Source organism: Clostridium manihotivorum (genome assembly GCF_004015185.1).
Taxonomy (GTDB): Bacteria; Bacillota; Clostridia; order Clostridiales; family Clostridiaceae; genus Clostridium_AR; species Clostridium_AR manihotivorum.
Map to the genome: position 1 here is coordinate 351774 of NZ_CP025746.1, position 15274 is coordinate 367047.

Below are 15274 nucleotides of genomic sequence, written 5' to 3' on the forward strand. Positions count from 1 at the left end.
GAAACTTTCATGAAAGAAATGTAGAAGATACTTTAAATATGATGTCTATAAATATTTTTGCACTTACAAAGTTAACTAGATTATATGTTGATGGAATGATTAAAAGAAGATATGGGAAGATACTGAATCTTGGGCCTACAGGTTCCTTTCAGCCAGTTCCATTAAATTCAGTTTACTGTGCTTCAAAAGCCTTTGTCTTACATTTTTCAGAAGCAATCCGATATGAGCTTAAAGGTACAGCAGTAACGGTTACCACTCTTTGCCCTGGGGCTACAAAAACCAACTTTGCAAAGAGGGCAAATATTGAAGATATAAAACTGTTCAAGAATAAGCTGCTAAAGCCTAATTATGTAGCTGAAATCGGTTATAAAGCGTTAGAGAAAAATAAGTCTGTAGTCATTACTGGTTTTTATAATAAGATTTTAGTTCAATCTATTAGAGTGATGCCTAGGAGTATGATAATAAGAATTGGCATGAATATGATGAGAAAATAAGTACTATAATAAATCTGCAGTATAACTGTTACGGAGAATCTTACAATAAGTAGCTTAGCAAATGAAGAATTGATTAAAGTTAATATTAGTGCGATTAAAACGTCAATTTTTATCAAGCAAAATAACGTTGGCATCTTCTCATCCGCTGGAGCTGATCTTTATGAATTTGTGCAGATAGGATTTGATAAAGACAATTTAGCTGAAAAAATAAATTTACTATAAAGATATTATAAGCTTTCTATTATAGTTATGTCACACAACTTATTACATAGATAATTTAGATGGAGAAAAAGTAAATTCCAAATTATATTATTGAGATTAAAATTTTTAAATATAAAAGATTATATAGGTTTATTTTTTATAAAGATTTGATATAATATAAATAAGAAAAGCTTAGTGCGCTAACACTAAGCTAATCCTTAGAACATTTATTTTGTTTTAGGGCTATTGGATAACATTAATTGAAAATTAATTTGAAGGAAAAGTGCTAATCTTTGTGGGATGGAGCACTTTTTTCTTTGCTTTTAACTTCTATATCAATACCAAGACACTTAATTTTAATCTTTAGATGATGTATGAAAAGATTATGTTTTAAAATTAATTTAATCACATAAATAATTGATACACATGTTATAAAAGTATTAAACATATCCAATACCACCCCCTAGCTATAGTGAAGTAATTCACCAATAGTCCAAGGAGGATAAAACGTTCAAAACCTCCGTAGCCATCCTACTACGGATTTTCAGTATTGTACTTTAGAATTATACCATATTTATGTAGGATATATACACAAGAACAAAATGGAAAACCCTCACTTGAAATAGTTACACTGAACCTTACCACAAGTAATAAGATGCTTTGTACATTTCGGTAGCTAGCTTTAAGAAGCTTACAAGCAAGGAATAGAAATATTAAATGGTTATAGTAAGTTTGATAAATTGGTTGAAAGAATAAATAATATAAAATAGCCTAGAAATTAAATATTGCATAAACAGTAAAAAGATGGAATACTTTAACTATGGGAGTACTCTTGATTTTATTATTTATGTAATTATGATATCGTCTTCAAGTGAACTTGAAGCATTTGCCCAGCAAATAGTAATGGAAACTAGGAATAATTTTAACAGGGGATAGTGATTATGGAAACAAAAAATAATCCTTACTATGGAATGGTTGATTTATTACGTTTGGTATTTGCTATTGGAGTTATGATGATTCATACTAGGGCCTTAGAGTCTGTAAACAAAGACTTGTGGATGGCAACAAGTATGGGAATCTGTAGGCTAGCAGTACCATTTTTCTTTATCGTTTCAGGTTACTTTTTATACAAACGAATTCAATCACCAAAAGAACCTAGTACTACATTAAAAAGATTATTAATTCTCTACTTTGCGTGGGTTCTTATTGAGTCTATCACGTTATTTCCAATTGTTTTAGGTATATTAAAATTGCCACTAATAATGATCATCATAAGATTTTTACTTATAGGTGTATCTGGAAGCCTTTGGTATATAGCTTCTTTAATTATTACTATATTTATAATAGCACCTTTACTAAAAAAAGATAAAATACTTCCTTTACTTATAATAGGAATAATACTATTTTTATTTGGCGCAAGCGCAGATACTTACTATGGATTATTTATGAAAACTATGCTTGGACCAGTAATTAAGGGATATAATGCAATTGCACTTCTTCCACAGATAGGAATTGTTGAATCCATGCTTTTTGTATCTATGGGCGCATTAATAAGCAAATATAAGTTAAACGAAAGAATAAAGAATTCAGGCCTACTTAGCATAATTTTCATAATAGTACTATTGGTTGAGACCTTTATATTAAATAAAAGCGGTATTGCTAAAGATGCTAATATGTATTTATCTTCTATAATTGCAGCTCCATTTATATTTATTTGGGCTACTAACTATAAGAAAAATATTTCAAGAAAAGTTTGTACGCTTTGTAGAGAATACAGTGTAGGGCTGTATTGCTCTCATCAAATAATATTGCTTGCACTTGGAGCGTTTGTTCCAATGCTTTTTGGCAATACAGTGGTTAGATTTATCCTTACTTTATGTATTTCTACTTTAATCATAGCAATTTTACGAAGAACTAAGTTAAAGAGAATTCTCTTAAGGTAAACTAGAGCGGTTAAAATAAATAATAGAGAAGAAGTGGCTGTTGCAAAACTAACATAGTTAGTTTTGTAGCAGTCATTTTTTTGCAGAAACAAAAAAATGTGAATTCCGAAGAACTCACATTAATTGTATAATTAAATTATGCGACTAACTAAATCATACGATAAAAATTATACTGAGTTTAATAATGAATTTCTATTAAGGAGTATTTATATAATCTTCATTGCATGAAAATACACCTAATGCAATGTCTGTTTCCTGAATTATTGATATATTTGTAAATAGGGGGTGAGGTTATGGATTGGCAGAAGTCCATGAATCAAGCACTTGATTATATTGAAGATAATCTGTCTTACGATATTGATTATAATATAGCGGCAAAGATTATGAATTGCTCTGAGTGTGAGTTTCGTCGAGTTTTTTCTTTATTAGCTCAAATTCCATTATCTGAGTATATTCGCCTTAGGCGATTAGCTATGGCTGCAATAGATATTAAAAGAGGCGAAAAAATAATTGATGTTGCTATACGCTATGGATATGAGTCTCAAGCTGCTTTTTCAAGAGCATTCAGTAGATTTCATGGAATAGCACCATCTTTTGTAAGAGATGATGGGGTTACTACGAAAACATTTCCTCGCTTAACTTTTAAACTGATATTAATGGAGGGAAACGTTATGAAAAAAGATCCTAATCATAGAACTAACATCATAGGTGCTGGTGAAGTTAGTTATGCTATTTCAGTTGATATGGACAAGAATAATATCCATAAAATAAATAGTTCATTTTGGGACACTAAAGGGAACGAAGTTATTGGTACAACTGCGCTTCCTAAATATGGCGCATTTATTTCCGAGGAAAAGTGTCATCTCTTTGGAGATGTATCAGGAAAAAAGTTATTAGAAATAGGTTGCGGAATAGGGAATTCTCTAAGATATCATGGAGATCGCAAAGCTTCTGAACTATGGGGCATAGATATTTCTGAAAAGCAAATAGAGAAGGCTAGGGAATACTTATCATCAAAGGGGCTTTCTGCGAATTTAATTTGTTCACCAATGGAAGAAGATTGTGGAATACCAGTAGATTACTTTGATTTTGTTTATTCCATTTACGGTGTTGGCTGGACCACTGATCTTGAAGGCACTTTCAGTAGGATTGCTACTTATTTAAAAAAGGATGGTGTATTTATTTTTAGTTGGTCTCACCCAATACATAAATGCGTAGCTATGGAAGATGATTTACTTTCTTTTAAAAAAAGTTATTTTGATGAATCTTGGTATTCCGTACCTCTTGAAGGAGGGGCAATATCTTTAGCGGATCGCAAGCTATCGACCTATATTAATGCATTAACAAAAGCAGGATTTATCATTGACCAAATGGTTGAAGAATCTGACGATGATATTATTCAATTATATAAGGATAGTGACTTTGCTAAAAAAGCCAAGATGCTTCCTGTAACCTTTGTAATTAAGGCAAGGAAGCTATAGCAATTAAGGAGATATTTTTTACTGTTAAGGACAGTATAAGTTTTTTTGATATCTAATCCTAGCGATATCAAGTCCTTAGAGTAGCTGTCTATGGTAAACTGTAAAAATAAAGTTATGTTGCTGCCCAGAAATTATTCACATTCGTTCAGAAAAGGCGATGCGCAAAAAGTCTCACTTAAGAAGTTCGCTTCAGCGACTTTGTTATAAAAACTTAGTATTATATTTATTTTAGGGCTATTGGGCTTTAATGAAACCCGTTAAGAAAAAAGGTGCTAATCCTGTGAGGATGTAGCACCTTTTTTGCTTTTAACTTCTATATCAATTCTAAGATATTTAATGTTGATAATTAACTTTAGAAATAAAAAGATTGTGTTTCTAAGTTAAATAATAAAATCAAAGAACTTAATCAATATTTTTGGTAGAATACTTCTGTCCCATACTACAAGGTGCATAGAATAAATTTTCATAGAATTACATCTTTAGACTGTCTACAATAACTTTTGCACATTCTCTAGCGCCATTTTCAGTGGAGATATTTATTGATAGTTTCTTTGCATTTTCAACAATATTGTCTTGAAGCGCATAGTTGATAGCTTCAGCAAGATTATCAGACGTTAACTTCTTTATTGGGATGGGTTTTGAACCTACTCCAAGGTCATAAGCTCTGTGGGCCCAAGCATGCTGGTCATTGGCAAAGGGTATAATAACACTTGGTACACCAGCTGCAAAACCTGCTGAGGTTGTTCCAGCTCCTCCATGATGGCATACTGCTGATACTTTCTCAAAAAGCCAGGTATGAGGTATGCTGTCTATAGCTATTATATTATCTGGAAGATTATCAAGCTTACCCATTCCGCAGATGATCCCTCTCTTATTTGCTTTTGAAAGGGCGTCTATAACTAGCTTTGATAAGGTTTCTTTCTGATCCTTATGAAATACGCTTCCAAAACCAACATAAACAGGTTTATCACCAGAGTTTAAAAAATCTTCTAACTCTTTTGAAGGAGTATATTCTGTTTGTTCCTTTACGAACCAATATCCATATTGGTGTATGTTTTCATTCCAGTCACTAGGTCTCTTGAAAACGAAGTTACTACAGGATATAACAGAAGGATGACTTTTATCTAAATGGCGTTCATAAGGCTTACCAAAGTTCTTTGGAAGTCCTCCAAAATCTTTCTTCCAAAGATATCTTACTGAATTGTTTGATGCCAGCCATAACATGCCTTGAAGCATATGGTAGCTAATTATATTCTTAAGTGGAGAGGCTTTAATTCTTCCATACTGGATTACAGAAGTTTGTTCTTTTGTTTTGTGCATTGGGAAGGGAGAGGCCAAGATAGCAGGTATTCCAAGTCTTTCTGCTGCAAAATAGCCTATGGTGCAGCCAGGATGATAAATAACTAATTCACTACCTTCACAGGCAGCATAAAATTCATTAGCTATGCTTAGTCCGTACTTTTTCATCTTATTGAAGGTTAAAAGCATCTTCAACGGATTGTCCGCTGATTGAGCTTCCTTAAGCATGGTCTCATCAACATTAAGGGTTTTAAAATCTGCTTGTATAGGGTAAAAATCTATCCCATAGCTTTTAACAAAGCCTTCAAACTCTATCATACCAGTAATACGAACGGCCTTTCCTAATTCCTTAAGCTCCTGTGCCAAAGCAATATATGGCTGAAAGTCCCCTCTTGAACCTGAACAAAGTATTGTAATCATGTAATATTCCCCCTTGTATTATCACACAACCTATTGTATGTTTACAGTATAATTGGAGTTTAACACTCAATCAACCAACAATCAGACTAAGAATGTTCGATTTTAATGTTGCTGGGAAAGTCAGGAGGATTGCAAGGATGAACAAGCAAACAACAGTAACCGCACAGACCAGGCAGAACTTGATTGATGCCTTCTGGGCCTTATACTGTGAGAAAAGAATTGAAAAAATAACTGTAAAGGAAATAACAGAGAAAGCAGGTTATAACAGAGGAACCTTCTATCAGTACTTTACAGATATTTATGATGTAATGGAACAGATTGAGGAGTCTCTAATACCTGCAGTACATGAGCTACCCCCAATTTCTATACCAAATGAAAGTATAGGCACTCCCCTTAATATGTTTATGGCTCTTTATGAACAGAACAGCAAATACTATTCTGTGCTGCTTGGTGATAAGGGTGATCCTGCATTTGCCAGTAAGCTGAAAAATTCAACTAAGCCTATAATTAGGCAAGCCTTTCTTGGTAAATACGATATGGATACTGTAGAATTCGATTTTATTTTAGAATTTATTCTTTCAGCTATGATAGGTTTGATGAGCTATTGGTTTATTCAGGGTAAGATACTGCCTGCAGAAGAGTTAGTTTCTTTAATATATGACCTTATGGAAAATGGAGTTATGAAGCGACTTCAGAGTAAAAAGGTATAGAATAGTAGTTGAATTTAGAACGGTGAATTATCTCATAAGTGGTATAGAGACTATTATAATATTTAAAAATGTGTAAAGAAATAAAGCGTAAAATTATAGCAGCAAAATCAAATCCCACCTTGCATCGAGGTGGGCATAAGTCTATTGCTTTTATACTAAATTACAAATTATTGATGAATTAATAGTTTTGGAAAATATAGAATATATAAGTTTTATTCATAAAGTGATTTCAGCAAGAACGCTCCAATAACTTTCTTAATCAAAATAACTTAAATAGAACTTATATACTATGTGAGGCTATTTGCATCCGCTATCTAGGTGAGGGTAGTATTTCATAGACCAAGACTCAATTTCCTTAATGATTTTAGTAAGGTCTCTTCCTTTTTCAGTAAGGTAATATTCAACCTTTGGTGGTACTTCAGGGTAAATCTTCTTATTTATTAAATCTTCATTCTCTAATTCTTTGAGTTTTTCATTCAACACCTTTTGGCTTATTCCTTTAGTTATTCGTTGTAGCTCTAAAAATCTTTTAGGTTCATCATATAAATGACACAATAAAACTGCCTTCCATTTGCCTCTGATAAAATCCATTGCAAAGTCTAATAAACATATATATTGCCTACCATTATAATTTAGCATTTGAGTACCTACCTTTTATATTTAATATGATTTAATTATATATAGGAAATCTTTATGAAACCTTAATTTATGCTTGTTATGAAATCCTAGTTTCTGGTGATTTTGTGGTATGTATAAATTAATAGTTGAAGTTGATTACCTATAGGTATTCTTTACGAAAACTTAATTTATGTATGCTCGATAATCCAGGACTCTGTGGACTAGATTATCCAGTGTTCTATGGGCTAGACTATTATAGGTTTTGGCAATAATCAGCCATGGATCACTTAAGAGTTAAAGTTGGTTCTCTAGAGATTCCAATTACTAAAAATTAACTTATAAATATTTGATAATCAAGGGTTTTGAGGTCTTTCTAACATACATAGATTAATAGTCAATGGAGCATACCTATAACTATTAACTAGATTTACAGTATATACTAAGTAACTTTATAATAACAAATTACTATATCAAAATAAACATAGGTATTTTGATTAAAAATTATTTTATATTAATATAGTTACTACAATAAATCTTACTTAAAGGTAAGTTATCTAACGAAAAAGTGCGTACTTGTCTCATATATTATCCAGCCATATAATAAACCCAAGTTTGAAAATAAATTATATGGAGGTATTAATATGAAAGTAGTTGCTTTTAATGGAAGTCCTAAAAAGAATGGAAACACTTATGAGGCAATAAAGGCTGTAGCAGCAGAGCTAGAGAAAGATAATATAGAGGTGGAGATCGTTCATGTTGGAAATAAGATAATACGTGGATGTGTAGATTGCGGTGGCTGCAGTAGAAACATGAACGAAAGATGTGTCATACAGAACGATGAAGTCAATGATTGGATTCAAAAGATGAAGGAAGCTGACGGAATTATTTTAGGTTCTCCTGTACATTATGCTGCTATACCAGGAACCATGAAATCATTTTTGGATCGTGCATTTCTAGTTACATCTGTGAATAATGGAATGCTTAGACATAAGGTAGGAGCTAGCGTTGTAGCAGTAAGAAGATCTGGTGGTGTTCCAACCTTTGAACAGCTAAATAACTACATCAATTATTCAGAGATGGTAATGCCCACATCAAATTATTGGAATGTAATTCATGGCACAACTCCTGGAGAAGCCAAACAAGATGAAGAAGGAATGCAGATTATGAGCGTTCTAGGAAAGAATATGTCGTGGTTATTAAAGGCACTTGATTCCAGTAAAAATAACGTGAAGGAAAACGAAAGAGAAGATAAAATATTTACCAATTTTATAAGATAAATTTTGAGTGCATTTAGATAAATAGAATCGATAGTGTGAGATATAAATCATTTTTAATGAAATAGATAAAGGGTATAATCTAAAACTTAAATTACAATTCATAGATTATAGATATCTTTGAAAAGTTAGCAACTAGATAGTATACTTAGCATATAGAATCTTGCTTATAAAGGATTTATTGCATATTAAGGCAAGGCAGGATGAACTATTAATATAAAGATAAATTGGGATTGAGAAATTAGAAAGAGATTGAGGAAAATGCAATGAAGATAATTGATATTTGTAAAATGCTAGAGATACAAAGCGAAGTTGTGAATAAGTTATTAGAGTGTGAGAAGAATTTAGATTTTGAAAGCATGGAGCAGGAGATAGAGGGAATGAGGCACCCAGAGTGTTGGGAGGGAGCCCTTGAACGCTTAAGACTTTTACTTGGTGATGATGAAGATGGAATGAATATGTTGTCCTGCCAGTTGAGGTGTGCCTGTGAGGTTTATGATAAGTACCAAGAGCTTGGTATACCGAAAGAAATATTTATCTCTACCATGAAGTTTTTCCCTAGATTTCTACAGGATTATAAGGACAATCATGGAAGCTATCGCTATGTATGGGGATGGTGGGCAGTTCATCAGCTCTCTATGGTGGAATATAGAATTGGAGAGCTTGAGTATGAGATGAGAATGGAAAATGATAGCCCCCTAATTAATATTCATATTCCTGCAGATGCGGATATAACCTTAACCAAGTTGCGTAGATCCTATCTGGAAGCCGTAGACTTTTTCAAAAGGTATTATCCAGAGTTTATGAAGGCAGATATGGTTTGCAGTTCCTGGTTACTTGCGCCATCATTAAAGCATGTTTTACCTGAAAGCTCTAGGATAATGCAGTTCCAGAAATCATTTGAAGTTCAGCATGTAGAGGAAGACAGTTTAGCTTTTATGGATTGGGTATATGGAACCAGAGATATTCCTTTAGAAAAGCTACCAGAAGATACTTCACTGCAAAAAAAGCTTAAGCCATATTTGCTGAATAAGGGTAAAATAGAGTGGGCTTCTGGAAAGCTGATTTTGGGACACGGGGACGGAGCTTTCGTCCCAGATGTAGGTTAGAAAACTTCTCTGATTACAGTTAACAGGAAGCTGTTCAACATAGATAGAGGAGTTGTTGTATAGTAATTTTTCAGGGAGGATACATCCAAGGAATAAGTTAATTGTTAATCAGAGTGTAATTAATTCATAGAGAGTTCAAACTACTTTTTCATAAAGATTAAGAATTAAGAACTTTAAATCTTCTTCACCAATCTTTGTGTATCCAAGCTTTTTATAAAAGTTATTTGTTCTTGGATTCCATGAAGGGGTATCTAGAGTCCATTTTTCTGCAGAAGGATAGGACTCTTCTATCATATCTATAACTTTTGTTCCTATCTTTTTGTTTTGATACTGAGGATGAATAAATATACATTGTAGCTGATAATGGCTATCTGAAACCTTAGATACGTAGATGCCTCCTATTATGTTGTTATCATTTAGAATTTTATAATAGTCTGACTTGTCCATTCTGTCCAGGTGCCATTCTACTAGATTGTAGCCGTATGGACCTATTTCCTTTCCAAGATAAGTTTTAGAGTCGTGATTAAAGGAAGTTGTTGAAATACTTGTTAGAGCTTCTGCATCTTCAGTTAAAGCTTTGCTTATAGTTAACATCGAATTACCTCCGTAAAGTTATTTTATTGGGATATAGATATTTGCCTCACAATGATTAAGAGAATTGTCTGTAGGTAACCATATCTCAAGACTTGCTGCTTCTGCTAATGCGTAGTTTGAATCAGGCAGCCATACTCCATAGATATAATCAGTTAAAATGGAAAGATCAAAAGGAGTAATATACTCAGCGGATTTATCTGCTTCAAATTTGAACATAGCATATTTTTGAGATGGGATTATTCTACATACCATATTCTCAGGAACATCTTCAAATGAGCTAACTTCGATACATGCCAAGTCAGTTAAAGAATTATCATCATTTCTCAAGTAAGCTGCGATGCAATCAGAGGTAGTCACTTTATTTTTTACCTTCCATTGCAGACTGCCAAAGAAGTCATCGTGCATTTTTCTTATCTCATGATCGCTCCATTTATCTTCTGTAAGAATATCAAGGCCTAATTCAGCTCTGGAAACAGTACATTCCATGCCGACCACAAGAAAATTATTTTTAATAACAATCCTTGGAATATGCATATCATTAATTAACCTTGTAGATAGCTTAGAACTAATAACTAGATTTGTTTTTTCGAATAATTGAATCTCTGGTTTAAGTTTGCGAAAGGTTCCTGGTGTCATACCATATACACGGAAAAATGCCCTTGAGAAAACATCTTGTGACGAAAAATTGTATTCATATGCTATATCCGCCAGCCTTTTATTGGTACTAGCAATCCTTAAAGCTGCATCGCTTACCCTGCGCTTTCTTACATAATCCATCAACGTATCGCCAACTAAAGCCTTAAAGATTCTATGAAAGTGATAAGGCGAAAGATAAGCATTTTCTGATAGGTCCTTCAAACTGATTACTGAGTGTAAGTTATCTTCAATATAGTTAATAGAATCTTCGATTAAGGTGTAATAATCCATAGTGTAATATCCCCCCTGATGTTTATAATTATATGACATATCTTAAACAGTTTCTCGATGTTTTTTGCTTTATTTGGTGTCACAGGATGACGAAGATAGAAAGGGATTAATAGACACTCTAGAGTATTACAAATCAATAAGCCAATTTGAGATTTACGCCTATTGCCTTATGCGCAATCATGTACATTTATTAATAAAGGAAGTAGAAGAACCTATTTCTAAAATTATGAAAAGAATTAATGTAAGTTACAGTATCTGGTATAATAAGAGGTATGAACGTTACGGATATTTGTTTCAAGATCGTTTTAAAAGCGAGCCTGTAGATGATAATAACTGTGTAGAAAAGGAGGATTTTATGAAGCGTATATTGGTTACAGGTGGCACTGTATTTGTTAGTAAGTATGTAGCGAAATACTTTAAGTCAAAGGGTCATGAGGTCTATGTTTTAAATAGAGGTACTAAGCCTCAATTGGAGAACGTTAATTTAATATGTGCAGATAGAAATAACTTAGGAGATTGTCTACAAAAGTATTGCTTTGATGCCATAATAGATGTATGTGGATATAACCGAGAAGATATTAAAAATATATTAGATGCAGTTGGAGCATTTAAAGATTACATATTTATCAGCTCTTCCGCTGTTTATCCAGAAACAAACTTACAGCCATTTTCTGAAAATCAAAGTGTAGGGGGAAACTCAATATGGGGAAAATATGGACAAGATAAGATTGAGGCAGAGAAGTACTTGTTTTCTAGATTTCCTAATGCTTATATTCTAAGACCTCCTTACTTATATGGACCCATGCAAAATGTATATAGAGAGCCATTTGTGTTTGAATGTGCTTTAGAAAATAGGAAGTTTTATATACCTAATGATGGCACAATGAAGCTACAATTTTTTCATGTTGAAGACCTATGTAAAGTCATTGATAATATCTTAGAAAAGCATCCTAAAGAACATATATATAATGTTGGCAATTCAGAGCTGGTAGATATAAATACCTTTGTTGAGCTATGTTATAAGGTGGTAGGAGTGCCTTTGGAAAAGGTATATGTAACTAGTCATAATAACCAAAGAGATTACTTCTCATTTTATGATTATGAATATAGTTTGGATGTATCAAGACAAGCTAATCTATTGGGAGAAGAAAAGGATTTATTTGAAGGACTAAAGGAATCTTATGAATGGTTCAAAGATAACCCTAGTGAGGTTGTAAAAAAAGACTATATTAATTTCATCAAACAAAATTTTGAGTAAGTATTGAAGTAATAATTTTAATAAAATAACCAGCAGTCTTCAGAGATTGCTGGTTATTTTATTGAAAAGGGCTATTTACAAATTATGTATCTGGGCATATAATTAAACCAACGGTCGGTTTATTATTAAGGAGGTATTATGGCAAGAACAAACAAAGACTTTAATAATAAAAGAAATGAACTTTTAGAAAGAATATGGGATATATTTATAGCTAATGGCTATGAGAATACAACACTATCGTATATTATTCAGGCATTAAATATTTCGAAGGGCGCATTTTATCACTATTTTTCTTCTAAAGAAGAATGTGCAGATGCAGCAATAGAAATGTACGTAAATAGCTGGATTATGGAGTTAGCGCAGAGGGATGAGAAAGAGTTAAAAGCTGATGAAAGGCTTAAGCAAATCATCTTGATAGGAATACAAATTGCTAGTAGCAATAATGAGCAGAATGAAAAAATCAATTCTCCATCAAATGCAATATTTCATCAGAAATTGATGGTTATTCTTATTAAGAAAAGTGCACCGCTTTACTCAGAAATTATAACACAGGGGGTTAAAGAAGGAGTCTTTAATGTAAGTTGTCCTCAAGAAACTGCTGAGATGATTTTGACACTTTCAAATTTCTATCTAGATGCAGATCTATTCAAATGGGAGGAAGATATATTACGTTATAAAGTCACTGCATTTGAGGAGTTGCTTACACGTGTTTTGGGAGCTAAAAGTAATACCTTTAATTTCATAAGTAATTTATTTAAAGGAGAATTATAATGAAGAAAATTGTCGCGATAGTTGGGAGTCCTAAGCCTTCAGAGAGCTCGGTTACAGCAAGCATTGTTAATAGTTTTCTTGATTTATTGGTTAACAAAGGGAAGGAGATTCAATCAGAGGTGATAGTTTTGTCAGAAAAAGACGTACTACCATGTAAAGGGTGCATGCTGTGTAGTAAAAATGGCAGCTGTCCAATAGATGATGATTTTATAGCTATAAAGAAGTCAATGAGAGAGGCGGACTTATTGATTTTTGCTTCGCCAGTTCATTTTAATCATGTAAGTTCCATATTTCAGAACTTTATAGAAAGATCACTTATTGGACTACATACCTTTGACCATATTGGAAAACCATTTATCAATTTTATTACTACCAATGGAAGTGGAGAAAAAGAAGCTGATAAATATCTTACAAAAATAGGTCTGTTATTTGGTGCGATAAAGCTTGGGTCGGTGATTAAGATAGATAATGACAAGTTTAATGAAGAGGATTTTAACAAGCTGGCTACAAAGGTAAATATGATATTGGCTGGACAAAAGAAATTGAAACCAACATTAATGAACAAGCTTTACTTTTATTCAATGAAAAGTATCATAAAGAACAATAAGAAGTACTTCCAATATGAAACAAAGGTGTGGAAGGAAAGAAGTTGGATATAGTTGGGACGAAAGCTCCGTCCCCCTGTCCATTGAATAAAGCTCTATCCCTTTGAATATATTTATCAGGTAAGAAATTATTGGGATGGGAGCTTATGAATAGCAGTATAGATGTATGTATCAGTTTCGATACTACAGGTTCGATGTATCCATGTTTAACACAGGTTAGGAGAAGCATAAAGCAGATAGTTAGTAAGTTATTTTCAGATATTCCTAGTTTAAGAATATCTATAATAGCTCATGGAGACTACTGTGATGCAGAAAAGCCTTACGTAATAAAGATTAAGGACTTTTCAAGTGACGAAAAGGAAATAATTGATTTTATTACAACAGTGGAACCGACATATGGGGGAGATGCGCCTGAATGCTATGAACTAGTATTAAATAAAGCGAGGACTAGCCTCTCTTGGAAGTCAGGAACATCTAAGGTTTTAGTTATAATAGGTGATGACGTACCTCACGGTCCTAATTATCCTGCAAACGTAAATAATATTGATTGGAGAAATGAATTAGGACTTCTTCTAGAGAGTGGGATAAACGTTTATGGAATCCATGCTATGCCTGGAGTAAGAAAGCACTCTAAACCATTTTATGAGGAGATAGCAAATAAAACTGGTGGTTTTTACTTAACCTTAGATCAGTTTGCAAATATACCAGATTTGATAATGGCTATATGCTATAAACAAGATGGAGAAGACAGCCTTATGAGCTTTGCTGAAGAGCTTAGATCAAAGGGCAGAATGAACTATAACATTAGGAGTTCTATTCAAAAGTTAAGCTATAGGGAGATAGAAGAGTATGTAAGTGAAGATGGACTGAACCCAGTGCCAGATGGTCGTTTCCAAGTACTAACCGTAGATAAAGAGCAGAGCATAAAAGAATTTATATTGGAGCAAGGAATATCTTTTAAGGTAGGTAGAGGATTTTATGAGCTAACAAAGACTGAAAAGGTTGGGGTTAATAAAGAGGTACTACTATACGAAAAGGAAACAGGGAAAATATTTAATGGTGAGCAGGTTAGAGATATGCTAAAGCTCAGTCCACAGCAAAATATAAGAGGTGTACTTGAAACCTTGAAGCCAGTATTAATGGATAAGTATAAAGTATTTATTCAATCCACCTCCTATAATAGAAAGCTTATGGCTAATACTAGTTTGCTTTATGAGGTAGAGGATTGGGATAGATAAATATAGAAAAGAGGACATACATTTTTGTAGGTCCTCTTTTTCATGTAAACAATGTTTTTTTAAAGTAACGTGTAGAAATTAAGTGGTCAGTCGGAGGACGCTTATATGAGGTTACAGAGAGAATTGTTATGATTTTCTCATATTGTTAAACATAGATAAACAGTAGGGCTTAATTTTAAGTAAGTATATATTAGAGCTTTTTAGGAAAAATATATGACTGATAAATACGCTGTAAAATATATTCTCAACAATATCTTGGTTCTAAGGGGAGAAATTAAGAGCTCTTTATAGGATTTAAAGGTTTAAAGAATAAGATGTACGTCCAGTAAAGG

The 15274-nt window shown here is 32.9% G+C and carries 14 protein-coding genes; 10 read left to right on the forward strand and 4 right to left on the reverse strand.

Features of this window, described 5'->3' with window-relative positions; all coding sequences use genetic code 11:
* Window positions 1-38: 38 nt before the first annotated feature.
* The 3 genes from C1I91_RS01615 (at window position 39) to C1I91_RS01625 (ending at window position 4119) form a co-directional block, all read left to right on the forward strand.
* The gene (locus C1I91_RS01615; RefSeq protein ID WP_128210919.1) at window positions 39-494 is read left to right on the forward strand and encodes an SDR family NAD(P)-dependent oxidoreductase; all 456 of its coding nucleotides are present in this window, start codon (window positions 39-41) and stop codon (window positions 492-494) included.
* Between the two features lie 1142 nt (window positions 495-1636).
* Window positions 1637-2638 carry an acyltransferase family protein gene (locus tag C1I91_RS01620; RefSeq protein WP_128210920.1) on the forward strand — a complete coding sequence of 334 codons (1002 nt, stop codon included), beginning with the start codon at window positions 1637-1639 and terminating at the stop codon, window positions 2636-2638.
* 293 nt (window positions 2639-2931) lie between these two features.
* Entirely contained in the window at window positions 2932-4119 is a 1188-nt protein-coding gene (locus C1I91_RS01625; RefSeq protein ID WP_128210921.1) for a helix-turn-helix domain-containing protein, read from the forward strand.
* 471 nt (window positions 4120-4590) lie between these two features.
* Here C1I91_RS01625 and C1I91_RS01630 read toward each other — a convergent pair whose 3' ends face one another.
* Window positions 4591-5838 carry a glycosyltransferase gene (locus C1I91_RS01630; RefSeq protein WP_128210922.1) on the reverse strand — a complete coding sequence of 416 codons (1248 nt, stop codon included), beginning with the start codon at window positions 5836-5838 and terminating at the stop codon, window positions 4591-4593.
* A gap of 137 nt (window positions 5839-5975) precedes the next feature.
* On the opposite strand from C1I91_RS01630, the gene C1I91_RS01635 reads away from it, so the two are divergent.
* Window positions 5976-6548, forward strand: a complete 573-nt coding sequence (locus C1I91_RS01635) for a TetR/AcrR family transcriptional regulator (RefSeq protein WP_128210923.1) — start codon at window positions 5976-5978, stop codon at window positions 6546-6548.
* Window positions 6549-6845: 297 nt separating this feature from the next.
* On the opposite strand, the gene C1I91_RS01640 is transcribed toward C1I91_RS01635, so the two are convergent.
* A complete protein-coding gene (locus C1I91_RS01640) occupies window positions 6846-7187 on the reverse strand; it encodes a winged helix-turn-helix transcriptional regulator (protein ID WP_128210924.1) in 342 nt (113 codons plus the stop codon).
* Window positions 7188-7807: 620 nt separating this feature from the next.
* On the opposite strand from C1I91_RS01640, the gene C1I91_RS01645 reads away from it, so the two are divergent.
* A complete protein-coding gene (locus tag C1I91_RS01645) occupies window positions 7808-8443 on the forward strand; it encodes a flavodoxin family protein (protein ID WP_128210925.1) in 636 nt (211 codons plus the stop codon).
* 263 nt (window positions 8444-8706) lie between these two features.
* On the forward strand, window positions 8707-9549 hold the full coding sequence (locus tag C1I91_RS01650; RefSeq protein ID WP_128210926.1) for an acyltransferase domain-containing protein: 843 nt from the start codon (window positions 8707-8709) through the stop codon (window positions 9547-9549).
* Window positions 9550-9684: 135 nt separating this feature from the next.
* On the opposite strand, the gene C1I91_RS01655 is transcribed toward C1I91_RS01650, so the two are convergent.
* Both C1I91_RS01655 and C1I91_RS01660 read right to left on the reverse strand, forming a co-directional pair.
* Window positions 9685-10143, reverse strand: coding sequence for a GNAT family N-acetyltransferase (locus C1I91_RS01655; RefSeq protein WP_128210927.1), 459 nt, complete (start codon window positions 10141-10143; stop codon window positions 9685-9687).
* An 18-nt stretch (window positions 10144-10161) separates the two neighbouring features.
* On the reverse strand, window positions 10162-11070 hold the full coding sequence (locus tag C1I91_RS01660; protein WP_164880408.1) for an AraC family transcriptional regulator: 909 nt from the start codon (window positions 11068-11070) through the stop codon (window positions 10162-10164).
* Between the two features lie 76 nt (window positions 11071-11146).
* Between C1I91_RS01660 and C1I91_RS01665 the strand changes: the two genes are divergently transcribed.
* The 4 genes from C1I91_RS01665 (at window position 11147) to C1I91_RS01680 (ending at window position 14942) form a co-directional block, all read left to right on the forward strand.
* Window positions 11147-12328: an NAD-dependent epimerase/dehydratase family protein gene (locus C1I91_RS01665; protein ID WP_164880409.1), complete on the forward strand. Its 1182-nt coding sequence runs from the start codon at window positions 11147-11149 to the stop codon at window positions 12326-12328.
* 138 nt (window positions 12329-12466) lie between these two features.
* Entirely contained in the window at window positions 12467-13099 is a 633-nt protein-coding gene (locus tag C1I91_RS01670; RefSeq protein WP_128210930.1) for a TetR/AcrR family transcriptional regulator, read from the forward strand.
* Window positions 13099-13758 carry a flavodoxin family protein gene (locus tag C1I91_RS01675; protein ID WP_128210931.1) on the forward strand — a complete coding sequence of 220 codons (660 nt, stop codon included), beginning with the start codon at window positions 13099-13101 and terminating at the stop codon, window positions 13756-13758. The genes C1I91_RS01670 and C1I91_RS01675 overlap by 1 nt, the downstream gene beginning before the upstream one ends.
* Window positions 13759-13850: 92 nt before the next feature.
* Window positions 13851-14942 (forward strand): vWA domain-containing protein, encoded by a 1092-nt coding sequence (locus C1I91_RS01680; RefSeq protein WP_128210932.1) that lies wholly within the window; start codon window positions 13851-13853, stop codon window positions 14940-14942.
* Window positions 14943-15274 lie beyond the last annotated feature (332 nt).

Excerpts from the sequence above, each read along its gene's own strand:
- C1I91_RS01615 (WP_128210919.1), top strand. The coding sequence starts at position 39 with ATGATGTCTATAAATATTTTTGCACTTACAAAGTTAACTAGATTATAT.
- C1I91_RS01620 (WP_128210920.1), top strand. The coding sequence starts at position 1,637 with ATGGAAACAAAAAATAATCCTTACTATGGAATGGTTGATTTATTACGT.
- C1I91_RS01625 (WP_128210921.1), top strand. The coding sequence starts at position 2,932 with ATGGATTGGCAGAAGTCCATGAATCAAGCACTTGATTATATTGAAGAT.
- C1I91_RS01630 (WP_128210922.1), bottom strand. The coding sequence starts at position 5,838 with ATGATTACAATACTTTGTTCAGGTTCAAGAGGGGACTTTCAGCCATAT.
- C1I91_RS01635 (WP_128210923.1), top strand. The coding sequence starts at position 5,976 with ATGAACAAGCAAACAACAGTAACCGCACAGACCAGGCAGAACTTGATT.
- C1I91_RS01640 (WP_128210924.1), bottom strand. The coding sequence starts at position 7,187 with ATGCTAAATTATAATGGTAGGCAATATATATGTTTATTAGACTTTGCA.
- C1I91_RS01645 (WP_128210925.1), top strand. The coding sequence starts at position 7,808 with ATGAAAGTAGTTGCTTTTAATGGAAGTCCTAAAAAGAATGGAAACACT.
- C1I91_RS01650 (WP_128210926.1), top strand. The coding sequence starts at position 8,707 with ATGAAGATAATTGATATTTGTAAAATGCTAGAGATACAAAGCGAAGTT.
- C1I91_RS01655 (WP_128210927.1), bottom strand. The coding sequence starts at position 10,143 with ATGTTAACTATAAGCAAAGCTTTAACTGAAGATGCAGAAGCTCTAACA.
- C1I91_RS01660 (WP_164880408.1), bottom strand. The coding sequence starts at position 11,070 with ATGGATTATTACACCTTAATCGAAGATTCTATTAACTATATTGAAGAT.
- C1I91_RS01670 (WP_128210930.1), top strand. The coding sequence starts at position 12,467 with ATGGCAAGAACAAACAAAGACTTTAATAATAAAAGAAATGAACTTTTA.
- C1I91_RS01675 (WP_128210931.1), top strand. The coding sequence starts at position 13,099 with ATGAAGAAAATTGTCGCGATAGTTGGGAGTCCTAAGCCTTCAGAGAGC.
- C1I91_RS01680 (WP_128210932.1), top strand. The coding sequence starts at position 13,851 with ATGAATAGCAGTATAGATGTATGTATCAGTTTCGATACTACAGGTTCG.